At 63.3% G+C, this 25,523-nt stretch carries 27 protein-coding genes; 16 read left to right on the top strand and 11 right to left on the bottom strand.

Annotation, left to right across the window (positions count from 1 at the left end; all coding sequences use genetic code 11):
* Window positions 1-33: 33 nt before the first annotated feature.
* The 5 genes from MJ643_RS14120 (at window position 34) to tldD (ending at window position 8,375) form a co-directional block, all read left to right on the top strand.
* Window positions 34-645, top strand: a complete 612-nt coding sequence (locus MJ643_RS14120; RefSeq protein ID WP_024086330.1) for a Maf family protein — start codon at window positions 34-36, stop codon at window positions 643-645.
* A 54-nt stretch (window positions 646-699) separates the two neighbouring features.
* The gene (gene rng, locus MJ643_RS14115; protein ID WP_208209339.1) at window positions 700-2,157 is read left to right on the top strand and encodes a ribonuclease G; all 1,458 of its coding nucleotides are present in this window, start codon (window positions 700-702) and stop codon (window positions 2,155-2,157) included.
* 82 nt (window positions 2,158-2,239) lie between these two features.
* Entirely contained in the window at window positions 2,240-6,073 is a 3,834-nt protein-coding gene (locus MJ643_RS14110; protein ID WP_208209338.1) for a YhdP family protein, read from the top strand.
* 8 nt (window positions 6,074-6,081) lie between these two features.
* Window positions 6,082-6,933 carry a carbon-nitrogen hydrolase family protein gene (locus tag MJ643_RS14105; RefSeq protein WP_024086332.1) on the top strand — a complete coding sequence of 284 codons (852 nt, stop codon included), beginning with the start codon at window positions 6,082-6,084 and terminating at the stop codon, window positions 6,931-6,933.
* A 2-nt stretch (window positions 6,934-6,935) separates the two neighbouring features.
* Window positions 6,936-8,375, top strand: coding sequence for a metalloprotease TldD (gene tldD, locus MJ643_RS14100; RefSeq protein WP_208209337.1), 1,440 nt, complete (start codon window positions 6,936-6,938; stop codon window positions 8,373-8,375).
* Window positions 8,376-8,493: 118 nt separating this feature from the next.
* On the opposite strand, the gene yjgA is transcribed toward tldD, so the two are convergent.
* Entirely contained in the window at window positions 8,494-9,015 is a 522-nt protein-coding gene (gene yjgA / locus MJ643_RS14095) for a ribosome biogenesis factor YjgA (protein WP_024086334.1), read from the bottom strand.
* Window positions 9,016-9,123: 108 nt separating this feature from the next.
* On the opposite strand from yjgA, the gene pmbA reads away from it, so the two are divergent.
* The 4 genes from pmbA to MJ643_RS14075 all read left to right on the top strand — a co-directional run bounded on the left by pmbA (window position 9,124) and on the right by MJ643_RS14075 (window position 13,169).
* A complete protein-coding gene (gene pmbA, locus MJ643_RS14090; RefSeq protein ID WP_024086335.1) occupies window positions 9,124-10,470 on the top strand; it encodes a metalloprotease PmbA in 1,347 nt (448 codons plus the stop codon).
* Between the two features lie 241 nt (window positions 10,471-10,711).
* The gene (locus MJ643_RS14085; protein ID WP_025337819.1) at window positions 10,712-11,113 is read left to right on the top strand and encodes a hypothetical protein; all 402 of its coding nucleotides are present in this window, start codon (window positions 10,712-10,714) and stop codon (window positions 11,111-11,113) included.
* Window positions 11,106-12,482, top strand: a complete 1,377-nt coding sequence (locus tag MJ643_RS14080) for a class II fumarate hydratase (protein WP_024086337.1) — start codon at window positions 11,106-11,108, stop codon at window positions 12,480-12,482. The genes MJ643_RS14085 and MJ643_RS14080 overlap by 8 nt, the downstream gene beginning before the upstream one ends.
* 75 nt (window positions 12,483-12,557) lie before the next feature.
* Window positions 12,558-13,169, top strand: coding sequence for a superoxide dismutase (locus tag MJ643_RS14075; RefSeq protein ID WP_024086338.1), 612 nt, complete (start codon window positions 12,558-12,560; stop codon window positions 13,167-13,169).
* A 350-nt stretch (window positions 13,170-13,519) separates the two neighbouring features.
* Here MJ643_RS14075 and MJ643_RS14065 read toward each other — a convergent pair whose 3' ends face one another.
* The 10 genes from MJ643_RS14065 to MJ643_RS14020 all read right to left on the bottom strand — a co-directional run bounded on the left by MJ643_RS14065 (window position 13,520) and on the right by MJ643_RS14020 (window position 20,532).
* A complete protein-coding gene (locus MJ643_RS14065) occupies window positions 13,520-13,792 on the bottom strand; it encodes an HPr family phosphocarrier protein (protein WP_023660775.1) in 273 nt (90 codons plus the stop codon).
* Between the two features lie 19 nt (window positions 13,793-13,811).
* Window positions 13,812-14,666, bottom strand: a complete 855-nt coding sequence (rapZ, locus tag MJ643_RS14060) for an RNase adapter RapZ (RefSeq protein ID WP_013971076.1) — start codon at window positions 14,664-14,666, stop codon at window positions 13,812-13,814.
* Window positions 14,667-14,668: 2 nt separating this feature from the next.
* Window positions 14,669-15,133 (bottom strand): PTS IIA-like nitrogen regulatory protein PtsN, encoded by a 465-nt coding sequence (gene ptsN, locus MJ643_RS14055; RefSeq protein ID WP_015269060.1) that lies wholly within the window; start codon window positions 15,131-15,133, stop codon window positions 14,669-14,671.
* Window positions 15,134-15,145: 12 nt separating this feature from the next.
* Window positions 15,146-15,454: a ribosome-associated translation inhibitor RaiA gene (gene raiA, locus MJ643_RS14050; protein WP_003255135.1), complete on the bottom strand. Its 309-nt coding sequence runs from the start codon at window positions 15,452-15,454 to the stop codon at window positions 15,146-15,148.
* Window positions 15,455-15,533: 79 nt separating this feature from the next.
* Complete coding sequence (locus MJ643_RS14045) at window positions 15,534-17,027, bottom strand: RNA polymerase factor sigma-54 (RefSeq protein WP_015269061.1); 1,494 nt, start codon at window positions 17,025-17,027, stop codon at window positions 15,534-15,536.
* A gap of 175 nt (window positions 17,028-17,202) precedes the next feature.
* A complete protein-coding gene (gene lptB, locus MJ643_RS14040) occupies window positions 17,203-17,928 on the bottom strand; it encodes an LPS export ABC transporter ATP-binding protein (RefSeq protein WP_003257916.1) in 726 nt (241 codons plus the stop codon).
* Complete coding sequence (gene lptA, locus MJ643_RS14035; protein WP_015269063.1) at window positions 17,929-18,453, bottom strand: lipopolysaccharide transport periplasmic protein LptA; 525 nt, start codon at window positions 18,451-18,453, stop codon at window positions 17,929-17,931.
* Window positions 18,440-19,012 (bottom strand): LPS export ABC transporter periplasmic protein LptC, encoded by a 573-nt coding sequence (gene lptC, locus MJ643_RS14030; RefSeq protein WP_003257918.1) that lies wholly within the window; start codon window positions 19,010-19,012, stop codon window positions 18,440-18,442. Before lptC ends, lptA begins: the two co-directional genes overlap by 14 nt.
* A gap of 8 nt (window positions 19,013-19,020) precedes the next feature.
* A complete protein-coding gene (locus MJ643_RS14025) occupies window positions 19,021-19,545 on the bottom strand; it encodes an HAD family hydrolase (RefSeq protein WP_024086339.1) in 525 nt (174 codons plus the stop codon).
* Window positions 19,546-19,557: 12 nt separating this feature from the next.
* Window positions 19,558-20,532, bottom strand: a complete 975-nt coding sequence (locus MJ643_RS14020) for a KpsF/GutQ family sugar-phosphate isomerase (protein WP_003257920.1) — start codon at window positions 20,530-20,532, stop codon at window positions 19,558-19,560.
* Between the two features lie 248 nt (window positions 20,533-20,780).
* Here MJ643_RS14020 and MJ643_RS14015 point away from each other — a divergent pair, with 248 nt between their 5' ends.
* From MJ643_RS14015 to murA, 7 genes are all read left to right on the top strand, one after another.
* Complete coding sequence (locus MJ643_RS14015; RefSeq protein ID WP_012270662.1) at window positions 20,781-21,590, top strand: ATP-binding cassette domain-containing protein; 810 nt, start codon at window positions 20,781-20,783, stop codon at window positions 21,588-21,590.
* Window positions 21,590-22,387, top strand: a complete 798-nt coding sequence (gene mlaE, locus MJ643_RS14010; RefSeq protein ID WP_013971083.1) for a lipid asymmetry maintenance ABC transporter permease subunit MlaE — start codon at window positions 21,590-21,592, stop codon at window positions 22,385-22,387. Before MJ643_RS14015 ends, mlaE begins: the two co-directional genes overlap by 1 nt.
* A complete protein-coding gene (gene mlaD, locus MJ643_RS14005) occupies window positions 22,387-22,872 on the top strand; it encodes an outer membrane lipid asymmetry maintenance protein MlaD (RefSeq protein WP_003257921.1) in 486 nt (161 codons plus the stop codon). The genes mlaE and mlaD overlap by 1 nt, the downstream gene beginning before the upstream one ends.
* A gap of 9 nt (window positions 22,873-22,881) precedes the next feature.
* On the top strand, window positions 22,882-23,529 hold the full coding sequence (locus MJ643_RS14000; RefSeq protein WP_024086340.1) for an ABC transporter substrate-binding protein: 648 nt from the start codon (window positions 22,882-22,884) through the stop codon (window positions 23,527-23,529).
* The gene (locus MJ643_RS13995) at window positions 23,526-23,828 is read left to right on the top strand and encodes an STAS domain-containing protein (RefSeq protein ID WP_024086341.1); all 303 of its coding nucleotides are present in this window, start codon (window positions 23,526-23,528) and stop codon (window positions 23,826-23,828) included. The genes MJ643_RS14000 and MJ643_RS13995 overlap by 4 nt, the downstream gene beginning before the upstream one ends.
* 117 nt (window positions 23,829-23,945) lie before the next feature.
* Window positions 23,946-24,185 carry a BolA family protein gene (locus MJ643_RS13990; RefSeq protein WP_003255121.1) on the top strand — a complete coding sequence of 80 codons (240 nt, stop codon included), beginning with the start codon at window positions 23,946-23,948 and terminating at the stop codon, window positions 24,183-24,185.
* Window positions 24,186-24,208: 23 nt separating this feature from the next.
* Window positions 24,209-25,474 carry a UDP-N-acetylglucosamine 1-carboxyvinyltransferase gene (gene murA / locus MJ643_RS13985; RefSeq protein WP_013971085.1) on the top strand — a complete coding sequence of 422 codons (1,266 nt, stop codon included), beginning with the start codon at window positions 24,209-24,211 and terminating at the stop codon, window positions 25,472-25,474.
* Window positions 25,475-25,523 lie beyond the last annotated feature (49 nt).

The raw sequence follows: 25,523 nt of genomic DNA, 5'->3' as shown, positions 1-25,523 counted from the left end.
CGGCGCCGCCGCGACTGACAGGGAGATGTCTGCATGAACCCGCTATACCTGGCCTCCGGCTCGCCCCGTCGTCGTGAACTGCTGACCCAGATCGGTGTGCCGTTCAGTGTCGTCAGTGCCCCCATCGATGAAACCCCACTGCCCGATGAAAGCGCACCGGCCTACGTCGAGCGCCTGGCCCGGGCCAAGGCTGCCGCCGGCCTGGCCTGCCTCGAAGGTCCGGCTGTGGTGCTGGGCGCAGACACTGCCGTGGTGCTCGATGGTCGTATTCTCGGCAAACCGGAAAACCGCGAAGATGCCCTGGCCATGCTGGCCGACCTTTCGGGCCGCGAGCACCAGGTATTGACCGCGGTCGCCCTGAGCGATGGCCAGCGCGTGCACAGCCTGTGCGTCACCAGCAAGGTGCGCTTCCGTGCGATCAGCGCCGAGGAAGCGCAACGCTACTGGGCCAGCGGCGAGCCCGCGGACAAGGCCGGCGGCTATGCCATCCAGGGCTTGGGGGCGGTGTTCGTCACCGGCCTTTCCGGCAGCTACTCGGCGGTGGTCGGCTTGCCCCTCAGTGAAACGGCCGAACTGCTTGGCCAATTCGGCATTGCCTGCTGGCAATCGCCCGCGCATACGCCAGAGGTAACAAACCAGCGGTAGCCAGCACTGCATACGCCATCCATCATTATCCAAGACCTTTGACGAGAGCCTGCCATGAGTGAAGAGATCCTGATCAACATCACCCCGATGGAGTCGCGCGTGGCGGTGGTGGAAAACGGGGTGCTGCAGGAAGTGCATGTCGAGCGCACCCAGCGCCGGGGCATCGTCGGCAATATCTACAAAGGCAAGGTGGTGCGTGTGCTGCCGGGCATGCAGGCGGCCTTCGTCGACATCGGCCTGGAGCGCGCGGCATTCATCCATGCCTCGGAAATATCCCAGCGCGAAGGCTCGGCGGTAGAGAACATCACCGCTCTGGTGCACGAGGGACAGGCCCTGGTGGTGCAGGTGACCAAGGACCCGATCGGCACCAAGGGCGCGCGCCTGACCACCCAGCTGTCGATCCCGTCGCGCTACCTGGTATACATGCCGCGCAGCAGCCATGTCGGCATTTCCCTGAAGATCGAAGACGAAGCCGAGCGCGAGCGCCTCAAGCAGGTAGTCAGCGACTGCATGGAAAGCGAGAACATCAAGGACGCCGGTGGCTTCATCCTGCGTACCGCCGCCGAAGGCGCACGCGCTGAAGAGATCCTGCAGGACATTCGCTACCTGCGCCGCCTGTGGGAGCAGATCGGCACCCAGATCAAGACCTGCGGTGCGCCCACGGTCATCTACGAGGACCTGGGCCTGGCCCTGCGTACCTTGCGTGACCTGGTCAACCCGAAGATCGAGAAGATCCGCATCGACTCGCGGGAAACCTTCCAGAGGACCACGCAGTTCGTTGGCGAACTTATGCCGGAAATCGCCGACCGCCTCGAACACTACCCGGGCGAACGGCCGATTTTCGACCTGTATGGCGTCGAGGACGAGATCCAGCGTGCACTGGAGCGCAAGGTGCCGCTGAAGTCCGGTGGCTACCTGGTGGTCGACCCGGCTGAAGCGATGACCACGATCGATGTGAACACCGGCGCCTTCGTCGGCCATCGCAACCTTGAAGAGACCATCTTCAAGACCAACCTCGAGGCCGCCACCGCCATCGCCCGGCAACTGCGCCTGCGCAATATCGGCGGCATCATCATCATCGACTTCATCGACATGGAAGACGAGGAGCACCAGCGCCAGGTGCTGCGCACGCTGGAAAAGCAGCTGGAGCGCGATCACGCCAAGACCAACATCATCGGCATCACCGAGCTGGGCCTGGTGCAGATGACCCGCAAGCGCACACGCGAAAGCCTGGAACAGGTGCTGTGCGAGCCCTGCCTGGCCTGTCAGGGCCGTGGCAAGCTGAAAACCCCCGAGACCATCTGTTACGAAATCTTCCGCGAGATCCTGCGCGAGGCCCGTGCATATCAGGCCGAAGGCTACCGCGTGCTCGCCAACCAGAAGGTGGTCGATCGGTTGCTGGATGAAGAATCCGGTAACGTCGCGGAGCTGGAGGCCTTTATCGGCCGAACCATTCGTTTCCAGGTGGAGTCGATGTATTCGCAGGAACAATACGATGTGGTGCTGCTCTGAGGCCTTCTGAAACGCGCCGCAGGTGGCCCGGGCTGGAAAATCCGGGGCTACGGGCCATCATGGATAAACGACCTGGAGGGCAATGGCCATGGGACGTCTGACCCGCGTTCTTGTCGCCTTGACCCGCTGGGGGCTGGGCGTTTGCGCCCTGCTGGCGGTACTGGTGGCACTGTATGTCAGCCTCGGCCGCGAACTGGTGCCGTTGGTGGCCGAGTATCGCGCCGATGTGGAAAGCAAGGCCGAGCAGGCTTTGGGCCTGCCCGTGCACGTTGGTGCCCTGGAAGGCCGCTGGAGCGGCCTGGCACCGGTGCTGCGGGTGCGCGACCTGCAACTGGGCGAGGGGGCCACGGTCCTGCGCTTGGACGACGTCAAGGTAGTCCCCGATGTCTGGGCTAGCCTCACTGCCCGAGAAGTACGCCTGGCACGCATTCAGTTGGGCGGCCTGCAGTTGATTCTGCGCGAGAACGAGCAGGGCGCCTGGAGCCTCGAAGGCCTGCCGAAGAAGGACGATGCGCCGCTTGACCCTGCCGAGTTGTTGCAGCGCCTGCGCCAGTTGGGCCGCATCGATGTGTTCGACAGTCAGGTCACCCTGCACCCCTGGCAGCGTGACCCGTTGACCCTCACTTATGTGAGCGTTGGCCTGCAGGCCGGAGCTTCGCGCCATGCCCTGGACCTGCGCGCGACCCTGCCCGATGGCCAACCGCTTTCGCTGAACCTGCGCAGTCGTGCCACGCCCAGCGCCTGGCGCGACGGCCAGGTTGAAGCCTACCTGAGCCTGCCACAGAGTGACTGGGCGCGTTGGCTGCCACCACGCCTGCTGGGCCAGTGGCATGCCGACGCCCTGCGGGCGGGCGGCGAGTTCTGGGTCGACTGGAGCAAGGGGCAGTTGCAGCAGGCCGTTGTACGCCTCAATGCACCGGAGCTGCACGGTGCCTATGCCGGGCGCAAGGCGGCCAGGCTGAACAACCTGGCCCTGGGTGCCTGGTTCCAGCGCCAGGAACAAGGCTTCGATGTGGTAGTCGACTCCCTGGCCATGGACGTCGGCAAGACCCGTTGGGAGTCGCACCTGCAATTGCAGCAGCGTCCAGGCGAGGACGCTGCCGCGGAAAGCTGGAACGTGCAGGCCGACCGCCTCGACCTCACGCCGTTGACACCGCTCGTCGATGCCCTGGCGCCACTGCCGGACAAGGTCATGGCTGTGGTCGATGGCCTGAATGTGACCGGCGCGTTGCGCAATGTGCGTCTGATAGCCCGGCCCAAGGCTGAGGGTGACCAGCGCCTGCAGTTCGAAGCCAACCTGGAGAAGGTCGGTTTCGATGCCTATCACAATGCCCCGGCAGCCGGTAACGTCAGCGGCAGCATCAGCGGAGACCTTGGTCATGGCGAACTACGCCTTGATACCGATGCGTTCATGCTGCACCTGTACCCGATCTTCGCCAAACCCTGGCATTATCAGAAGGCCAATGCGCGCCTGACCTGGGCCCTGGACAAGGAGGGTTTCACCCTGGCCGCGCCTTACCTCAAGGTACTGGGCGAGGAGGGCAAGATCGCCGGTGACTTCCTCATTCGCCTGTTGTTCGAAGAAGGCCGTGAAGACTACATGGACCTGCGCGTCGGCCTGACCGAAGGCGATGGCCGCTACACCGCCAAGTACCTGCCCGAGGTGCTCAGCCCGGCACTCGACGAATGGCTGCGCAGTGCGATCGTCAAAGGCACGGTGGACGAAGGCTACTTCCAGTACCAAGGCTCGCTGAACCATGGTGTCGCGCCGGAAGCCCGCAGCATCAGCCTGTTCTTCAAGGTGCGTGATGCAGCCTTGGACTTCCAGCCGGGCTGGCCGCAGGTGCAGCACGTGGATGGCGATGTGTTCATCGAGGACAGTGGTGTGCGCATCAAGGCCCAGCGTGGCGTACTCCTCGACACCAAGGTCAGTAATGTGAGCGTCGATATCCCGCATGTCGACGAGGGGCAGCAAAGCCACCTGTACCTCGATGGTGACTTCGACGGGAGCCTGGGCGATGGCCTGAAGATCCTCAAGGAGGCGCCAATCGGCACTGGCGAGATATTTGCCGGCTGGGAGGGCGAGGGGCCGCTCAAGGGCAAGGTCAAGCTCGACATTCCGCTGGCCCGCGGGCAGCGGCCGAAAGTGCAGGTGGACTTTGCCACCGACGATGCCCGGCTGAAGGTGGCGCCGCCGAGCCTGGAGTTGAGCCGCCTGAAGGGTGACTTCAGTTTCGATTTGGACAAGGGCCTGAGCGGCAAGGGCATCAGCCTGCAGGCCTTCGGCAAGCCGGTGACGGCGCAAATCACCGCCGAAGGCCAGCCCGGGCAGATGCAGACACGCGTCAACGCCAGCGGCCAGGTGTCGCTCAAGGCACTGACCGACTGGCTGCAGTTCAACCAGGCCTTGCCGGCTTCCGGCGACCTGCCGTACCAGTTGCAGGTCAGCCTGGGTAGCCGAGACAACCGCCTGAGCGTCAATTCCAGCCTGAAGGGCCTGGCCATCGACCTGCCAGCACCCTTTGGCAAGGCAGCGTCCGATACCCGTGACACCCGTTTCAGCATGACCCTGCAGGGGCCGGAGCGGCGCTTCGATGTCGCCTACACCGACCTTGCCCGCTTTGCCTACGCCGCGCCGGCCGAGAAGCTGGGGCAGGGCCGTGGCGAGTTGCTGCTGGGCACCGGTGACGCCCAGGTACCTGCCGGCCAGGGCCTGCGAGTGCGCGGGCACCTGGAGACGCTGGACCTGGGGCCCTGGCAGGAACAGGCGGCGCGCCTGGCCGGCGATGACCCGGGCGGTAGCGCGAGGCAGAACCTGCAAGGCGTAGACCTGAGCATCGGCCAGCTGAAAGCCTTTGGCCTGGACCTGAACCAGGCCGTGGTGCGCCTGGCCCGTGGCGGCCCCGCCTGGGATTTGCGCCTCGATAGCAAGGAAGTCATCGGCAACGCCCGGGTGCCGGATGCCAAGGGCGCGCCAATGGTGGTGCGCATGCAGACCTTGCGCCTGCCCGCCGCCAGCGCGGCGGAAAAGCAGGCAGAGGCACAGGCCGAGGAGGGCCCGGACCCGCTGGCTTCGTTCGACCCGCGCAAGGTTCCGGCGCTGGACCTGAGCATTGACAAGCTCTATCGCGGTGACGACCTGTACGGCAGTGCGTCGCTCAAGCTGCGGCCGACCGCGCGTGGCGTGACCGCCAGCGATATAGACCTCGACTTCAAAGGCCTGCGTATCGATGGTGGCGGTGGCTGGGAAGGCGAACCGGGAAAAACCGGCAGTTGGTACAAAGGGCGCCTGGACGGCAAGAACCTGGCGGATGTGCTCAAGGCCTGGGGCTTTGCACCGACCGTGACCAGCCGCGACTTCCGCCTGGATGTGGATGGCCGCTGGCCGGGTTCGCCGGCCTCGGTGAGCCTCAAGCGCTTCTCCGGCAGCATGGACGCAGCCCTGCGCACCGGCCAGTTCGTTGAGGTCGAGGGCAGTGCCCAGGCGCTGCGGGTGTTCGGCCTGCTGAACTTCAACTCCATCGGCCGGCGCTTGCGCCTGGACTTCTCCGACCTGTTCGACAAGGGCCTGGCCTACGACCGTGTCAAAGGCTTGCTGGTAGCCAGTGACGGTGTCTATGTGACCCGCGAGCCAATCGCTGTGACCGGCCCGTCGAGCAACTTCGAGCTGGACGGCACACTGGACCTGGTGCGCGACCGGGTCGATACCAACCTGCAGGTAAGTCTGCCAGTGACCAACAACCTGCCGCTGGCAGCCCTGATTGTCGGCGCGCCAGCCGTGGGCGGGGCGCTGTTCCTGGTGGACCGGCTGATCGGTGACCGGGTGTCACGCTTCGCCAGCGTGCACTACCGTGTCGAAGGTCCGGTGAAAGAGCCTAGAATCACATTTGTGAAACCTTTCGAGAAATCCCGCTAGGAGTGCCCATGAAGGCAGCGGTAATCCAGATGGTCAGCCAGGACGATGTGCTGGCCAACCTGCAGCGCGCCGGTGCCCTGTTGGAGCAGACCGCCTCTGGCGGCGCACGGCTGGCGGTGCTGCCGGAAAACTTCGCTGCCATGGGCCGCAAGGACGCCGCTGCCATCGGCCGCGCCGAAGCGTTGGGCGAAGGGCCGATCCTGCCATGGTTGAAACGCACCGCCCGCGACCTCAAGTTATGGATTGTCGCCGGTACCTTGCCATTGCCACCGGTCGGCCAACCTGAAGCCAAGGCCCATGCCTGCTCGCTGCTGATCGACGAACACGGTGAGGTAGCGGCACGCTATGACAAGCTGCACCTGTTTGATGTGGACGTTGCCGACAATCGTGGCCGTTACCGCGAGTCCGACGACTATGCCCACGGCGCCCAGGTAGTGGTGGCCGATACGCCAGTAGGGCGGCTGGGGCTAAGCGTGTGCTACGACCTGCGCTTCCCCGAACTGTACAGCGCACTACGCGCCGCCGGCGCGGAACTTATCACTGCGCCAGCCGCCTTCACTGCGGTAACGGGCGCGGCGCACTGGGAAGTGCTGGTGCGCGCCCGGGCCATCGAGACCCAGTGCTACCTGCTGGCTGCTGCACAGGGCGGCACCCACCCGGGGCCACGGGAAACCCATGGCCATGCGGCGATCGTCGACCCCTGGGGGCGCATCGTCGCTGAACAGGCGCAAGGTGAAGCAGTATTGCTCGCCGAACGCGACATTGACGAACAAGCGTCCATCCGGGCGCGCATGCCGGTGGTATCGCACCGGCGCTTTTTCTCGCAGGGCGCGTTGCGGCCTGCGCACACCTCGGAGTGACTATGAGCCAGATGTTATCCACCGTCAGCGAGCAGCTCCTGGCCCCAGGCGGCTTGACCCTGGACAGCCTGCAGAGCGTGCTGGGTGAGTTGGCCGGCCCCGGCATCGACGCCGCCGACCTGTATTTCCAGGGCCAGATCTCGGAAACCTGGGCGCTGGAAGACGGCATCGTCAAAGAGGGCAGTTTCAACCTCGACCAGGGCGTGGGCGTGCGTGCCCAGTCCGGTGAAAAGACCGGCTTTGCCTACAGCAACGCAATCAACCTCGAAGCGCTGACCTCGGCCGCCCGTGCCGCCCGTTCGATCTCCCGTGCCGGGCAGAACGGCAAGGTGCAGGCCTTCCGCAGCCAGGACGTGACTGCCCTTTATCCGGCGGACAACCCGCTGGATGTGCTCAGCCGTGCCGAGAAGGTCGAGCTGCTCAAGCGTGTCGCCGCCGCCACCCGCGCGCTGGACCCGCGTATCCAGCAGGTCAGTGTGAGCATGGCCGGGGTATGGGAACGCATCCTGATCGCTGCGGCCGATGGCAGCCTGGCCGCCGACGTGCGCCCGCTGGTGCGCTTCAATGTCAGCGTAATCGTCGAGCAGAACGGCCGCCGCGAGCGTGGCGGGCAGGGCGGTGGCGGGCGTACCGACTACCGCTTCTTCACCGAAGAGCGGGTCATGGGCTATGCCCGCGAAGCGCTGCGCCAGGCCCTGGTGAACCTGGAGGCGATCCCGGCACCGGCTGGTACCCTGCCGGTGGTGCTGGGTTCGGGCTGGTCGGGCGTGCTGCTGCACGAGGCTGTCGGCCATGGCCTGGAAGGTGACTTCAACCGCAAGGGCAGTTCGGCGTTCAGCGGCCGCATTGGCGAGAAAGTGGCGTCGAGCCTGTGCACCATTGTCGACGACGGCACCCTCGAAGGCCGCCGTGGCTCGCTGAGCGTGGATGACGAAGGCACCCCGACCGAGTGCACCACATTGATCGAGAACGGTGTGCTCAAGGGCTACATGCAGGACAAGCTGAACGCGCGCCTGATGGGCATGGCGGTGACCGGCAACGGCCGCCGCGAATCCTACGCGCACCTGCCGATGCCGCGCATGACCAACACCTACATGCGTGCGGGCGAAAGCGACCCGCAGGAAATCATCGCTTCGGTGAAGAAGGGTATCTACTGCGCCAACCTCGGCGGTGGCCAGGTGGACATTACCAGCGGCAAGTTCGTGTTCTCGACCAGTGAGGCCTACCTGATCGAAGACGGCAAGATTACCGCGCCGGTGAAGGGGGCGACCCTGATCGGCAACGGCCCGGAGGCGATGAGCCGGGTGTCGATGGTCGGTAACGACTTGGCGCTGGACAGCGGGGTAGGGACTTGCGGCAAGGACGGGCAGTCGGTGCCGGTGGGCGTCGGGCAGCCGACCTTGAAGCTGGATGCGATCACCGTAGGCGGTACAGGGGCGTGATGGCTTCAGGGACCGCTCTGCGGTCCATTCGCAGCACAAGGCTGCTCCTACAGGGATCGCGTATTTCTGTAGGAGCAGCCTTGTGCTGCGAATGGGCCGCAAAGCGGCCCCAGGGCGATCAGCGCAATCCGCGCTGCAGCTCGTCGAGGTCGCGGATGTACTTGAACACCTTGCGCGCGGCGGCAGGCGGCTTGTTCCGGGCCTTCTCGTGCTGGGCATGGCGTACCAGCGAGCGCAGCTGCTGGCGGTCGGTGTCGGGGTATTCGTTGACGAAGCGTTCGAGGTCTTCGTCATTACCGTCGATCAACCGGTCGCGCCAGCGCTCCAGGCTGTGGAAGCGCTCATTGTACTGGCGGGTCGAGCTGTCCATCTGTTCGAGCAGGGCGTGGATGGCATCCAGATCCTGCACGCGCATCAGCTTGCCGACAAACGACATGTGGCGTTTGCGGGCACCGTGAGCGGTGTGCTTGCTGGCTTCGGTCAGGGCCTTGCGCAGCTCGTCGGTCAACGGCAGGCGAGCCAGGGTATCGGCCTTGAGCGTGGTAAGGCGCTCGCCGAGTTCGACCAGCGCATGCAGCTCGCGCTTGATCTGGGTTTTGCTTTTTTCGCCGTCGAAGGCGTCGTCGTTTGAATCAACCATGGTGGCAGTCCGCTAGAAATCGCCGCCATGATAACCAGTCGGGGGCCGCTTGTCCGGCCCGGTCGTAGAATGACCCTCGCCGAACGCAGAATTTGAGTGGAGAGAACCATGAGTGCAGTCCAGAGCGTAGGTCCGAAGGACCTGCCAGCATTGCAGGAGCAGGTCGAGGCGATCATCGCCGAGGCGCGCCGTCAGGGGGCCAGCGCCTGCGAAGTTGCGGTGTCGCTGGAGCAGGGCCTGTCCACCACGGTACGTCAACGAGAGGTCGAGACGGTCGAATTCAATCGCGACCAGGGCTTTGGTATCACCCTCTATGTGGGCCAGCGCAAAGGCTCGGCGAGCACCTCGGCCAGTGGCCCGGAAGCGATCCGCGAAACCGTCGCCGCGGCCTTGGCGATTGCCAGGCATACCTCCGAAGACGAATGTTCCGGCCTGGCCGACGCAGCGTTGATGGCCCGCGAGATCCCGGACCTGGACCTGTACCACGACTGGAACCTCGAGCCAGAGAAGGCCATCGAGATGGCCCTGGCCTGCGAAGCGGCGGCGTTCGACGCCGACCCGCGCATCCTCAATGCCGACGGCACCACCCTCAATACCCACCAGGGTTGCCGCGTGTATGGCAACAGCCATGGTTTCATCGGTTGCTACGCCTCGACCCGGCACAGCCTGAGCTGCGTGATGATCGCCGAAGGCGACGGCCAGATGCAGCGTGACTACTGGTACGACGTGAACCGCCAGGGCAACCTGCTGGCCGACCCGCGTAGCATCGGCGTGCGCGCTGCCCAGCGTGCCGCCAGCCGCCTGGGTGCGCGTCCGGTGCCGACCTGCGAGGTGCCGGTGCTGTTCTCGGCCGAGCTGGCAGGTGGCTTGTTCGGCAGCTTCCTGTCGGCCATCTCCGGCGGCAACCTGTACCGCAAGTCGTCGTTCCTGGAGGGGACCATCGGCCAGCGCCTGTTCCCCACCTGGCTGACCCTCGACGAGCGTCCGCACATTCCGCGGGCACTGGGCAGTGCCGCATTCGACGGCGATGGCCTGGCTACCTATGCCAAGCCGTTCGTCGACAAGGGTGAGCTGGTGTCGTACCTGCTAGGTACCTATTCCGGGCGCAAGCTGGGTTTGCCAAGCACAGCCAACGCTGGTGGTGTGCACAACCTGTTCGTCAGCCATGGTGTCGAAGACCAGGCGGCGCTGATCCGGCGCATGGGCCGCGGGCTGCTGGTGACCGAGTTGATGGGGCATGGCCTGAACATGGTGACGGGGGATTATTCCCGTGGCGCGGCGGGCTTCTGGGTCGAGAATGGCGAGATTCAGCACGCAGTGCAGGAAGTGACCATTGCCGGGAACATGAAAGACATGTTCCAGCAGATTGTCGCGATCGGCAGCGATCTTGAGACCCGAAGCAACATTCACACCGGGTCGGTGCTGATCGAGCGGATGACTGTGGCAGGTAGCTGATTCATAGCCTGTACCGGCCTCTTCGCGGGTAAACCCGCTCCTACAGGAATCGCATAAGGCTCCAGTCTTATGCAGAATCTGTAGGAGCGGGTTTACCCGCGAAGAGGCCGGTGCAGGCACTACAGAATTTTCAATGAAACCGAAGACCCGGCCCCCATGCCGGGTTTTTTGTTCCATCATCTATATTGAAGTGACTCTATTTATCACTTAATAATGAATATCATTAACTAGTAACTCGGCGATGATGTTCATGAAACCGGTCCTCCGCGAACTGCCCTACCTGGAAAACTGGCGCTGGCTCAGCCGACGCATCCGCTGTGCGCTGGAGCCCGACGAACCGCGCCTGATCGAGCATTACCTGGCTGAAGGCCGTTACCTGGTGTGCTGCACCGAGACCTCGCCATGGACGGTGGCGCTGACCTCCTTCCGCCTGCTGCTGGATACCGCCTGCGACCGCATGCTGCCCTGGCATTGGCGCTGCCTGTGCCTGGACCAGGCCTGGCGACCACTGCTGGACCTGCGCAACCTCGACCGCGAGGCCCAGAACCAGCGCTGGCAGCCCTACGCCCTGCAGTTGGCCAATTGCCGCCTGCTGCCGTCGATTTCTCCCGATGAACTGATGCAAGGATTTGATGATGAGTGATACCCGTATCGAGCGTGACAGCATGGGCGAACTGCAGGTGCCGGCCCAGGCCCTGTACGGTGCCCAGACCCAACGCGCGGTCGACAATTTCCCGATCAGTGGCCAGCGCATGCCGGCCCAGTTCGTTCGAGCGCTGCTGCTGGCCAAGGCTGCCGGGGCCAAGGCCAACGTCGAACTGGAACAGCTGTCGACCGCGCAGGGCCAGGCCATCGTCACGGCAGTCGAGCAATTGCTGGCGGGTGACTTCATCCAGCATTTCCCGGTGGATGTGTTCCAGACCGGCTCCGGCACCAGCTCGAACATGAACGCCAACGAGGTGATCGCGACTCTGGCCAGCCGCGTGCTGGGTGAGGCCGTCAACGCCAACGACCACGTCAACTGCGGCCAGAGCAGCAACGACATCATCCCGACCACGATTCACGTCAGCGCCGCCCTGGCCTTGCACGAGCAGCTACTGCCCGCCATGGCGCACCTGGTACAGGTGATCGAGGCCAAGTCGGCACAGGTGCATCAGTACGTGAAGACCGGCCGCACTCACCTGATGGACGCCATGCCGGTGCGCATGAGCCAGGTGCTGGATGGCTGGGCGGCACAGATCAATGGCGCCAAGGCACACATCGAAGCGACCCTGCCCAGCCTGCAGGCGCTGGCCCAGGGTGGCACCGCTGTGGGCACTGGCATCAATGCCCACCCACAGTTCGCTGCCGGTTTCGCCCGCCAGCTCAGCGGCCTGACCCAGGTCGAGTTCACCCCCGGGCGAAACCTGTTCGCCCTGATCGGCTCGCAGGACACCGCAGTGGCCCTGTCCGGCCAGCTCAAGACTGCCGCCGTGGCGTTGATGAAGATTGCCAACGACCTGCGCTGGATGAACTCTGGCCCGCTGGCCGGGCTGGGCGAAATCGAGCTGCAAGGTCTGCAGCCGGGCTCTTCTATCATGCCTGGCAAGGTCAACCCGGTGATTCCAGAGGCCACCGCCATGGTCGCCGCCCAAGTGATCGGCAATGACGCCACCATTGCCATCGCTGGCCAGTCCGGCAACTTCGAGCTGAACGTGATGCTGCCGGTGATCGCCCGCAACCTGCTGGAGAGCATCGAGCTGATGGCCAACGTTAGCCGCCTGCTGGCCGACAAGGCCATCGCCAGCTTCAAGGTCAACGAAAGCAAGCTCAAGGAAGCCCTGGCACGCAACCCGATTCTGGTCACGGCGCTGAACCCGATCATCGGCTACCTCAAGGCCGCTGAAATCGCCAAGACCGCTTACAAGCAGGGCCGTCCGATCATCGACGTGGCGCTGGAGCACACCGACCTATCGCGTGACCAGCTGGAAGCGCTACTGGACCCGGAAAAACTCACCGCCGGTGGTATCTGACACTGAGTCACGGCCCAAGCGCCAGCGGTGGCCGCGTTGGTCATCGCCCAACCCATGCCTACGGAATTCACTGATATGCCCCATACCTTGCCTGCACTGCCTTACGCTTACGCTGCGCTGGAACCGCACATCGACGCGCAGACCATGGAAATCCACCACACCAAGCACCACCAGACCTACGTCACTGGCCTCAACGCCGCCATCGAAGGCACCGAGTGGGCTGAGTGGCCGGTGGAAAAACTGCTCGGCGCGGTCGGGCAACTGCCGGAAAACCTGCGTGGTGCGGTGACCAACCATGGCGGCGGGCACGCCAACCACAGCCTGTTCTGGACCGTGATGTCGCCGCAGGGCGGGGGAGAGCCGCAGGGTGCTCTGGCGCAGGCCATCGACGCCCAACTGGGCGGCTTCGATGCCTTCAAGGAGGCCTTCACCAAGGCTGCGCTGACCCGCTTCGGCAGTGGCTGGGCCTGGCTCAGCGTGACCCCGCAGAAAACGCTGGTAGTGGAAAGCAGCGGCAACCAGGACAGCCCGCTGATGCACGGCAACACGCCAATCCTCGGCCTGGACGTGTGGGAGCATGCCTATTACCTAAAGTACCAGAACCGTCGTCCGGAATACATCGGTGCCTTTCACAACGTCATTGACTGGGCGGAAGTGGAGCGCCGCTACCTCGAAACCCTGAAGTGAGTCTCCCCGGTATGCGCTCCCAGATGATGTCCGTCAGCCGCGTGCGCCTGTTTCGCCTGTTTCGCATGACGCTTGGGACTTTGCTGTTGCTCGCAGGCACTGCATTGCTATTGGCGCGCGGCTTCGCCTGGTTGGACCTGGCCTGGCCAGCTTGGGGGTGTGCATCGGTTTGCGCCGGATGATGGGGTGTTCACCGGTTTCGCTGTGGGAGCGGCACATAACTCATTGAATTAGCGGGGACTCTGTGGGAGCGGCTTTAGCCACGAACACCGGCGCAGCCGGTGCCATGCACCGCGTTGGATTCTTCGCGGCTAAAGCCGCTCCCACAGGGTAAGCGTACCGCTTGCAATTCATTCGCCTTCGTCGAAGAAGTTGTTGATCAGCTCGACCAGCGCATCCATGGCATCAACGTCCTGCTCGCCTTCGGTATGCAGGTGCACCTGGGTGCCCTTGCCGGCCGCCAGCATCATCACCGCCATGATGCTCTTGCCATCCACCAACTTGTCCGGCGCACGGCCAACCCTGACCTGGCAGGGGAAGCGGCCGGCAACGCCGACGAACTTGGCTGCCGCCCGGGCATGCAGACCCAGCTTGTTGATGATGGTGATTTCACGGGCGGGCATCGTGGGGCGGATCCTTGGGCTAGAGGTCGCGGTGGCGGACCTGGACGTTTTTCAGGGATTGCTGCAGCAGTTGGCCAAGGCGTTCGGTGATGTACACCGAGCGGTGGTGGCCGCCGGTGCAGCCAATGGCAATGGTGACGTAGGCACGGTTGCTGGCGGCGAAGCGGGGCAGCCACTTGAGCAGGTAGCTGGAAATGTCGTTGAACATCTCTTCGACATCCGGCTGTGCGGCCAGGTAGTCGATCACCGGTTGGTCGAGGCCGGAGTGCTCACGCAGCTCGGGCTTCCAGTAGGGGTTGGGCAGGCAGCGCACATCGAACACCAGGTCGGCATCGACCGGCATTCCTCGCTTGAAACCGAACGACTCGACCAGGAACGCCGTTCCAGGCTCGGGCTGGTTGAGCAGGCGCAGCTTGATCGAATCACGCAGCTGATACAGGTTCAGGCTGGTGGTGTCGATCTTCAGGTCGGCCAGGTCTGCAATCGGCCCCAGCAATTCGCTTTCCACCCGGATCGCTTCCGCGAGCGAGCGGTTGGCGTTGGTCAGCGGGTGGCGTCGGCGGGTTTCCGAGAAGCGCTTGAGCAGTACGTCTTCGTCGGCATCCAGGTACAGCACGTCGCACTGGATATGCCGGGCGCGGGCTTCTTCGAGCAACTCGGGAAAACGCGTCAGGTGGCTGGGCAAGTTGCGCGCGTCGATCGACACGGCGACCTTGGGTTGCTGCAACTCGGTGTTGATCAGCGCATTTTCCGCCAGTTGCGGCAGCAGCCCGGCGGGCAGGTTGTCAATGCAGTAGAAACCGTTGTCTTCCAGGACATCGAGGGCGGTGCTCTTGCCGGAGCCGGACCGGCCGCTGACGATGATCAGGCGCATGTTCAGTGCTCGTTCTGTACGTCCAGGACAACCTGGAACAGGGCCTCGCTGCTGGTGGCCGCACGCAGGCGATCACGGACCTCCTTGCGATCGAGCATGCTGGCAATCTGGCGCAGCAATTCCAGATGGGCATCGGTGGCGGCTTCTGGCACCAGCAGGACGAACAGCAGGTCCACCGGCGCGCCATCGATGGCGTCGTAGTCGATAGGCGCTTCCAGGTGCAGCAGGGCGCTGACCGGAGCGGAACATCCTTCAAGCCGGCAGTGCGGGATGGCGATGCCGTTGCCGAAACCGGTCGAACCGAGTTTTTCCCGGGCGACCAGTTTTTCGAAGACGTCTTGCATCTCCAGTTCGGGCACTTGTTCGGCGATGACGGTGGCGACCTTTTCCAGGGCGCGCTTCTTGCTGCCGCCCGGCACGTTCACGAGGGAACGGCCGGGGGTCAGGATGGTTTCAAGTCGGATCATGGATGAGGGGGATCAGCGGGCAGCTGCACCTTGCAGCAGGCTTTGCTGTTTTTCCTTGTGTTTTTTCAGTTGGCGGTCGAGCTTGTCGGCCAAGGCGTCGATCGCTGCATACATGTCTTCGTGTTCGGCGTTGGCAACCACTTCGCCGCCGGGAATCTGCAATGTCGCCTCGACCTTCTGCTGCAGCTTCTCGACTTTCATGATGACCTGCACGTTGGTGATCTTGTCGAAGTGACTTTCCACGCGAGCGAGCTTTTCAAGCACATAATCGCGCAGTGGCTGGGTGACTTCTACATGCTGTCCACTGATATTGACTTGCATACAGCTTCTCCTTTGTTGCCCGTGCATAAAGAGGCAGGTCTTGCACCTGCCCCACAAACGCTGTGGCACATCTCAGGGGCTACATCAGTCGCTTGCGCTCGCTCGACGGTGCGATGCCGAGGGACTCGCGGTACTTGGCGACGGTGCGACGGGCTACCTGGATGCCTTGTGCCTCCAGTAAACCAGCGATCTTGCTGTCACTCAATGGCTTTTTCTGATTTTCCGCCGCAACCAGTTTCTTGATGATCGCGCGGATAGCCGTAGACGAGCATTCTCCGCCTTCGGAGGTGCTGACGTGGCTGGAGAAAAAGTATTTCAGTTCGTAGATGCCACGCGGGGTGTGCATGTATTTCTGCGTGGTTACCCGCGAAATGGTCGACTCGTGCATGCCCACCGCTTCGGCTATGTCATGCAGCACCAAGGGCTTCATCGCTTCGTCGCCGTGGTCGAGGAAGCCGCGCTGGTGCTCGACGATCTGCGTGGCCACCTTCATCAGGGTTTCGTTGCGGCTTTGCAGGCTCTTGATGAACCAGCGCGCTTCCTGCAGCTGGTTGCGCATGAAGGTGTTGTCGGCACTGGTGTCGGCCCGGCGCACAAAGCCAGCGTACTGCGGGTTTACGCGCAGCCGCGGAATGGCCTCCTGGTTCAGCTCCACCAGCCAGCGGTCGCTGTCCTTGCGTACGATGACGTCGGGCACCACGTACTCAGGCTCGCTGGACTCGATCTGCGAGCCGGGGCGCGGGTTGAGGCTTTGTACCAGCTCGATGACCTGGCGCAGCTCGTCTTCCTTGATTTTCATGCGACGCATCAGCTGGCTGTAGTCGCGGCTGCCGAGCAGGTCGATGAAGTCGGTGACCAGGCGCTTGGCTTCCGCCATCCACGGGGTGCTGGCGGGCAGCTGGCGCAATTGCAGCAACAGGCATTCGCCAAGGGTGCGGGCGGCAACGCCTGCTGGCTCGAACTGCTGGATGCGGTGCAGTACCGCTTCGACCTCGTCCAGCTCGATATCCAGCTCCGGATCGAAACCGGCGCAGATCTCCTCGAGGGTGTCTTCCAGGTAGCCCTGGCCGTTGATGCTGTCGATCAGGGTGACGGCGATCAGGCGGTCGGTGTCGGACATCGGAGCCAGGTTCAGTTGCCACAGCAGGTGGCTTTGCAGGCTTTCGCCGGCCGATGTGCGGGTGGTGAAGTCCCACTCGTCGTCGTCGTTGCTCGGCAAGCTGCTGGCACTGGTCTGGTAGATGTCTTCCCAGGCGGTGTCGACCGGCAGTTCGTTGGGGATGCGCTCGCTCCATTCACCGTCTTCCAGGGTGTCGGCACTGGTCGTGCTTTCCTGGAAGCTGTTGTCCTGGACTTCAGCGGCCGGCTTGTTCTCGGCGTTGTCCGCCATCGGGTCGCTGTTGTCGAAGTCGTCGCCGTCTTCCTGACGTTCGAGCATCGGGTTCGACTCCAGCGCTTCCTGGATTTCCTGTTGGAGGTCCAGGGTGGAGAGCTGGAGCAGGCGGATGGCCTGTTGCAACTGCGGTGTCATCGTCAGTTGCTGGCCCATTTTTAGGACGAGCGATGGTTTCATGGCTGGGGCTTAATACCTTGTTCGCCGGCGCGCATGCGCCATCCACTACACGAGGGCGCCGGGGCGCCAGATCAAGCAAGTTTTATGCCTTAAATTGTAGCGTTTGCCTAGAGTACCGTAACACTTTACCCCAGGTTCCAGGGCTATTTGCCAGTACTCCAGGCGCGTGCCGGGCTCAGAGCCGGAACTCGTGGCCCAGGTAAACTTCTTTGACCAGGTCGTTGGCCAGGATGGTTTCGGCGTCGCCTTCGGCGATCAGCCGGCCATCATTGACGATATAGGCGGTTTCGCAGATATCCAGGGTCTCACGCACGTTGTGGTCGGTGATCAGTACACCGATGCCCTTGGCCTTGAGGTGATGGATGATCTGCTTGATGTCGCCGACCGAAATCGGGTCGACACCGGCAAACGGTTCGTCCAGCAGGATGAACTTGGGTGCGGTCGCCAGCGCGCGGGCAATTTCCACGCGGCGGCGCTCACCACCGGACAGGCTCATGCCGAGGTTGTCGCGAATGTGGCTGATGTGGAATTCCTGCAGCAGGCTTTCCAGCTCTTTGCGCCGGCCGTCGCGGTCGAGGTCCTTGCGGGTCTCGAGGATGGCCATGATGTTGTCGGCCACCGACAGCTTGCGAAAGATCGAGGCTTCCTGCGGCAGATAGCCGATGCCCGCGCGGGCGCGACCGTGCATGGGCTGGTGGCTGACATCGAGGTTGTCGATCAGCACGCGCCCCTGATCGGCCTGGACCAGGCCGACGATCATGTAGAAGCAGGTGGTCTTGCCGGCGCCGTTGGGGCCGAGCAGGCCGACGATCTGGCCGCTGTCGATAGACAGGCTGACGTCGCGTACGACTTGCCGCCCCTTGTAGCTCTTGGCCAGGTGCTGGGCTTTGAGGGTTGCCATTTACTCGGCCTTCTTCTTGGGCTGGATCACCATGTCGATACGCTGACGCGGCGAGGTCACGTTGCCACCACGACCGGCGGTCGCCACCTGGGTCTGGGTGTTGTAGACGATCTTCTCGCCTTCGGTGGTGTTGCCTTCGTTCTCGACCTTGGCGCGGTCGGTGAGGATCACCATGTCCTTCTGCGACTGGTACTGGATGGTCACCGCCCAGCCTTTCATCTTGTCCGGCTTGGCTGCGCTCTGCTGCTGCTCGAAGTAGGCCAGGTTGCCCACCGAGGTCACCACGTCGATGTCGCCGGAGGCGGAACGGGTGATGGTCACGGTGTTGCCTTTGATCATCATCGAACCCTGGGTGATGATCACGTCGCCGGTGTAGGTGGCCACGCCCTGCTTGTCGTCCAGGTGGGCGTTGTCGGCCTGGATGCGGATAGGCTGGTCACGGTCATTCGGCAGGGCGAGGGCGCTCGCGCTTCCCAGTGCTGCGCTCAGGCTGAGCAAAAGGGGGAGGGTTTTAACGAGCCTCATACTGTCCTCTTACGTTAGAGAGCAAGTCCATCTTGCCTTCTTTCAAATACGCTTTCATTCCTTTGCCCGTAGTTGTGCCACCGGCGCCGTCGATTCTAACGGCTTGCTCGGTCTGCGCATATTGCTTCTGCGGGAACACGGTCATGCGTGAGCTGGTAATGATCATTTCGCGCTGCTTTTCGTCGGTGCGGGCGACCCGTACGTTGTCGATCAGTTCGACTTCGCTGCCGTCCGGGTTGACCTCGGCGCGGGTGCTCTGTACGTGCCACGGGTATTCGGTACCGCGGTACAGGTGCAGGTCCGGCGTGGTCAGCAGGGTGATTTCGCTGGCTTTCAGGTGTTCGACCTTGTCAGCGGTCATTTCGTACTGCAGCTTGCCGTCGGGCAGGAACTGCACGCTGTGGGCGTTGACTGCGTAGTAGTCGATGGCGCTTTCGTCGACCTGGGCCACAGGCTTGTCGAGGAAGCTTTCCGGGCTGACATTCCAGTAGCCGATCGCCACCAGCAGGGCGGCGATCACCGCGAGCAGCGCAATGTTGCGGGCTTTCTTGCTGAACATGGGCAGCCTTACAGGTAGTTGGCGTTGGCAGCGTCCAGGGTGCCCTGGGCCTGCATGATCAGTTCGCAGAATTCACGGGCCGCGCCTTCGCCGCCACGTGCCTGGGTCACGCCATGGGCGTGCTGGCGAACGAACGGCGCGGCGTTGGCCACCGCCATGCCCAGTGCGACCCGGCGGATCACCGGCAGGTCGGGCAGGTCGTCGCCAAGGTAGGCCACTTGAGCATAGCTCAGGCCCAGTTCGGCGAGCAGGCCGTCCAGCACCACCAGTTTGTCCTCGCGGCCCTGGTACAGGTGCGGGATGCCGAGGTTCTTCGCCCGGCGCTCGACCACCGGGGTCTTGCGCCCGCTGATGATCGCGGTGGTCACGCCCGAGGCCATGAGCATCTTGATGCCCTGGCCGTCGAGGGTGTTGAAGGTTTTGAACTCGCTGCCGTCCTCGAGGAAGTACAGGCGCCCGTCGGTGAGCACGCCGTCCACGTCGAACACTGCCAGCTTGATGTTCTTGCCGCGTTGCATGAGGTCCTGGTTCATTCCATTGCTCCTTTACATCACGCCGGCGCGCAGCAGGTCGTGCATGTTCAGGGCGCCGGTGGGGCGGTCCTCGCGGTCCACCACCACCAGGGCGCCGATCTTGTGGTCTTCCATGATCTTCAGGGCCTCGGCCGCGAGCATTTCGGCGCGGGCCGTCTTGCCGTGCACGGTCATGACTTGATCGATCAGGGTGGTGTGGACGTCGATGTTGCGGTCCAGGCTGCGGCGCAGGTCGCCGTCGGTGAAGATCCCGGCCAGCTTGCCGTCGGCTTCGACGATCACGGTCATGCCCAGGCCTTTGCGGGACATTTCAAGGAGTGCGTCCTTGAGCAGGGTGCCGCGGGGCACCTGGGGCAGTTCGTCGCCGGCGTGCATCACGTTCTCCACCTTGAGCAGCAGGCGGCGGCCCAGTGCACCACCCGGGTGCGAGAAGGCAAAGTCCTCGGCGGTGAAGCCGCGGGCTTCGAGCAGGGCAATGGCCAGCGCGTCGCCCAGCACCAGCGATGCGGTGGTGGAGGAGGTGGGGGCCAGGTTCAGCGGGCAGGCCTCTTGTTCGACGCGGGCGTCGAGGTTGACCTCGGCAGCCTGGGCCAGGGGCGAGTCCGGGTTGCCGGTCAGACTGATCAGCTTGATGCCCAGGCGCTTGATCAGCGGCAGCAGGGTGACGATTTCGGCAGTGCTGCCGGAATTCGACAGGGCAAGGATGACATCATCGCGGGTGATCATGCCCATGTCGCCATGGCTGGCTTCGGCCGGGTGCACGAAAAATGCCGGTGTGCCGGTGCTGGCCAGGGTGGCGGCGATTTTGTTGCCGATGTGCCCGGACTTGCCCATGCCGACCACGACGACCCGGCCCTTGCTGGCCAGGATCAGTTCGCAGGCCTTGACGAAATTGTCGTCGATGCGCGCCAGCAGGGCCTCTACGGCCTCGAGTTCCAGGCGCAGGGTGCGTTGGGCGGATTGGATCAGCTCGCTGGATTGGCTCATGTCGAAAAAGCAATGCCTGATGAAAAGGCGGCGATTATAGCTGCAATGAAAGAAACCCTCACGCTTTCGATTGCCGTGGTGAATGTCTCGCCAGCCTGTCGCAGGGCTGAACGACTCGCTAGCCGACCTTGGGGCGGCGCTGTCAGCGGTGCTATAGTTCGCCGCTATTCGGCCTGCCAGGGGCGCTTGTGCCTTCCAGGTGGAGGCCGACGTCCATTAGGACGAGGCTGCACCAGCAAGGAGTCTAGATGAGTGTGGATAGCGCCTACGCGGTCGAGTTGAAGGGGGTTACCTTCAAACGTGGTTCGCGCAGCATTTTCAGCAACGTCGACATTCGCATCCCGCGCGGCAAGGTCACCGGCATCATGGGGCCATCGGGTTGCGGCAAGACCACGTTGCTCCGCCTGATGGGCGCGCAGTTGCGCCCCTCCAGCGGTGAGGTCTGGGTTGCCGGGCAGAACCTGCCGACGTTGTCGCGCAGCGACCTGTTCGACGCCCGCAAGCAAATGGGGGTGCTGTTCCAGAGCGGCGCGCTGTTCACCGATCTCGATGTGTTCGAGAACGTCGCGTTCCCGCTGCGCGTGCATACCCAGCTGTCGGATGAGATGATCCGCGATATCGTGCTTATGAAGCTGCAGGCCGTGGGGCTGCGCGGTGCCATCGACCTGATGCCCGACGAGCTGTCCGGTGGCATGAAACGCCGTGTGGCGTTGGCCCGTGCGATTGCCCTGGACCCGCAGATTCTCATGTACGACGAGCCGTTCGTCGGCCAGGACCCGATCGCCATGGGTGTATTGGTGCGTCTGATCCGCCTGCTCAACGATGCCTTGGGTATCACCAGCATCGTCGTTTCCCACGACCTGGCGGAAACCGCCAGCATCGCCGACTACATCTATGTGGTTGGTGACGGCCAGGTGCTGGGCCAGGGGACGCCTGACGAGCTGATGGGCTCGGATAACCCGCGCATTCGTCAGTTCATGAAGGGCGACCCGGACGGCCCGGTGCCTTTCCATTTCCCTGCGCCTGACTACCGCGCCGACCTGCTGGGAGCGCGTTGATGCGCAGAAAATCCTTACTCGAACGTGTCCGCCTGCTGGGGCGCTCGGCCATCGACGTGCTGGCGGTGCTGGGGCGCTCCTGCCTGTTCCTGTTCCATGCGCTGATCGGCCGTGGCGGCATCGGCGGCGGCTTCCAGCTGCTGACCAAGCAGCTGTACTCGGTGGGCGTGCTGTCGCTGGCGATCATCGTTGTGTCCGGGGTGTTCATCGGCATGGTGCTGGCGCTGCAGGGCTTCAGCATCCTGACCAAGTACGGCTCGGAGCAGGCGGTGGGGCAGATGGTCGCCCTGACCCTGCTGCGTGAGCTCGGCCCGGTGGTGACGGCGTTGCTGTTCGCCGGCCGTGCCGGTTCGGCGCTGACCGCAGAAATCGGCAACATGAAGTCCACCGAGCAGTTGTCGAGCCTTGAAATGATCGGCGTCGACCCGCTCAAGTACATCGTCGCGCCACGCCTGTGGGCCGGTTTCATCTCGCTGCCGTTGCTGGCGCTGATTTTCAGCGTGGTCGGCATCTGGGGTGGCTCGTGGGTGGCGGTGGACTGGCTGGGCGTCTACGAGGGCTCGTTCTGGGCCAACATGCAGAACAGTGTTTCGTTCACCGACGACGTGCTCAACGGGCTGATCAAGAGCCTGGTATTTGCCTTCGTCACGACCTGGATCGCCGTATTCCAGGGGTATGACTGTGAGCCCACCTCAGAAGGGATCAGCCGTGCCACCACCAAGACCGTGGTCTATGCCTCGTTGGCAGTGCTGGGTCTGGACTTTATTCTGACCGCCTTGATGTTTGGAGATTTCTGATGCAAAACCGCACCCTGGAAATCGGTGTCGGCCTGTTCCTCCTGGCCGGGATCCTGGCGCTGCTGCTGCTCGCCCTGCGTGTCAGCGGGCTGTCGGCCAGCCCGAGCAGCGATACCTATAAAGTTTATGCCTACTTCGACAATATCGCCGGTTTGACGGTCAGAGCTAAAGTGACCATGGCCGGTGTGACCATCGGCAAGGTTACCGCCATCGATCTGGACCGCGATTCCTACACCGGTCGGGTGACGCTGCAGCTGGACAAGTCGGTGGACAACCTGCCGACCGACTCCACTGCCTCGATCCTGACCGCCGGGTTGCTTGGCGAGAAGTACATCGGCATCAGCGTGGGCGGTGAGGACCAGGTGCTCAAGGACGGCGGGACCATCCACGACACCCAGTCGGCACTGGTGCTGGAAGATCTGATTGGCAAGTTCCTGCTCAACTCCGTTGGCAAGGAACCGAAAGAAGCGCAACCAGCTAATTAAGGAGTTTCCATGATTTCCATCCTGCGACGTGGCCTGCTGGTCCTGCTGGCAGCCTTGCCCCTGCTGACCGTGGCTGCGCAGACGCCACACGATGTGGTTCAGGGCACCACCACTGAACTGCTGGGCGACCTCAAGGCCAACAAGGAACAGTACAAGTCCAACCCCAATGCCTTCTATGATGCGCTGAACCGCATCCTCGGCCCGGTGGTGGACGCTGACGGTATTTCCAAAAGCATCATGACCGTCAAGTACTCGCGCAAGGCTACCCCCGAGCAGATGCAGCGCTTTCAGGAAAACTTCAAGCGCAGCCTGATGCAGTTCTATGGCAATGCCCTGCTCGAGTACAACAACCAGGGCATCACCGTCGACCCGGCCAAGGCTGATGACGGCAAGCGCGCCAGCGTTGGTATGAAGGTCACCGGCAACAACGGTGCCGTGTATCCGGTGCAGTACACCCTGGAAAACATCGGCGGCGAGTGGAAGGTGCGTAACGTGATCGTCAACGGCATCAACATCGGCAAGCTGTTCCGCGACCAGTTCGCCGACGCCATGCAGCGCAATGGCAACGACCTGGACAAGACCATCGACGGCTGGGCCGGCGAAGTGGCCAAGGCCAAGCAGGCCGCCGACAACTCGCCAGAGAAGACCGTCAAATGAGTGAGGCCGGTGTAAGCATGGCCGAGCCGGGCGTGCTGCGCCTGGCCGGCGTGCTGGACTACCGCAGCGGGCCGGTCCTGCGCAAGCAGGGCAAGGCGCTGATCGCGGCCTGCCGCGAGGCGCAGCTGGTGCTCGATTGTTCGGCAGTGCAGCGTTCCACCAGTGTCGGCCTGTCGTTGCTGCTGGCCTTCATGCGCGATGCCGAGGCCGCAGGCAAGGGTTGCCAGGTGCGCAGCATGCCAGACGACATGCGGGAAATTGCCGAGGTCTATGACCTCGATGAAGTGCTGGCAACCTGATGGCCCGGCACGGATGATGGCCCCTCGGTCAGCGAAGCCCTCGTTGGGCTTCGCAGGCGAGGGGCTTTTTTGTATGATGGCCGACCCGTGCGCATCGGGCGCCGATTGAGGTTGAGCATGCAGGCCGTAGAAGTTAAAAGCTTCCTTGAAGAGAAATTGCCGGGTTCCCGGGTCGAAGTTGAAGGCGAAGGCTGCAACTTCCAGTTGAACGTGATCAGCGACGAGTTGGCTGGCCTGAGCCCGGTCAAACGCCAGCAGGCGATCTATGCTCACCTGAATCCGTGGATCGCCAATGGCAGCATCCATGCGGTAACCATGAAATTTTTCAGCAGCGCAGCCTGGGCTGAGCGCACCTGAGCCAACGTGGCGGCGAGATTCCAATGGACAAACTGATTATTACTGGCGGCGCTTGCCTTGATGGCGAGATCCGCATTTCGGGCGCGAAGAACGCAGCCCTGCCGATTCTGGCGGCGACCCTGCTGGCCGACGGCCCGGTCACCGTGGGCAACCTGCCGCACCTGCACGACATCACCACCATGATCGAGCTCTTCGGCCGCATGGGCATCGAGCCGGTGATCGACGAAAAGCTGGCGGTCGAGATCGACCCTCGCACCATCAAGACACTGGTTGCACCTTACGAGCTGGTCAAGACCATGCGCGCCTCGATTCTGGTGCTGGGCCCGATGGTTGCCCGTTTCGGCGAGGCCGAAGTGGCCCTGCCTGGCGGTTGCGCAATTGGTTCGCGCCCGGTCGACCTGCACATCCGTGGCCTCGAGGCCATGGGCGCGAAGATCGAAGTCGAAGGCGGCTACATCAAGGCCAAGGCACCTGAGGGTGGCCTGCGCGGTGCGCACTTCTTCTTCGACACCGTCAGCGTGACCGGTACCGAGAACATCATGATGGCCGCTGCTCTGGCCAAGGGCCGCAGCGTGCTGCAGAACGCCGCGCGCGAGCCGGAAGTGGTCGACCTGGCCAACTTCATCAACGCCATGGGCGGCAAGGTCCAGGGCGCTGGTACCGACACCATCGTCATCGATGGCGTCGAGCGCCTGCACTCGGCCAACTACCGCGTGATGCCGGACCGTATCGAGACCGGTACCTACCTGGTGGCCGCTGCCGTGACCGGCGGCCGCGTCAAGGTCAAGGACACCGATCCGACCATCCTTGAAGCCGTACTGGAAAAACTCAAGGAAGCTGGCGCCGACATCAACACTGGCGAAGACTGGATCGAGCTGGACATGCACGGCAAGCGGCCGAAAGCCGTCAACCTGCGTACCGCCCCGTACCCGGCGTTCCCGACCGACATGCAGGCGCAGTTCATTTCGCTCAACGCCATTGCCGAAGGCACCGGTGCAGTGATCGAGACGATCTTCGAAAACCGCTTCATGCACGTCTACGAAATGCACCGCATGGGCGCGCAGATCCAGGTCGAAGGCAACACTGCCATCGTCACTGGCGTCAAGGCGCTGAAGGGTGCCCCGGTAATGGCCACCGACCTGCGTGCTTCCGCCAGCCTGGTGCTGTCGGCGCTGGTAGCCGAAGGCGATACCCTGATCGATCGCATCTACCACATCGACCGTGGTTACGAGTGCATCGAAGAAAAACTGCAGATGCTGGGCGCGAAGATCCGTCGCGTACCGGGCTAGTCGTCTGCCTGGTGCATCCTGTGGGGGTGGGATTTGCCCGCTTTCACAG

The organism is Pseudomonas sp. PNPG3 (genome assembly GCF_023093815.1).
GTDB lineage: Bacteria > Pseudomonadota > Gammaproteobacteria > Pseudomonadales > Pseudomonadaceae > Aquipseudomonas > Aquipseudomonas asiatica.
The sequence above is the reverse complement of the archived record's forward strand: the minus strand, read 5'-3'. Positions and strand labels throughout refer to the sequence as shown.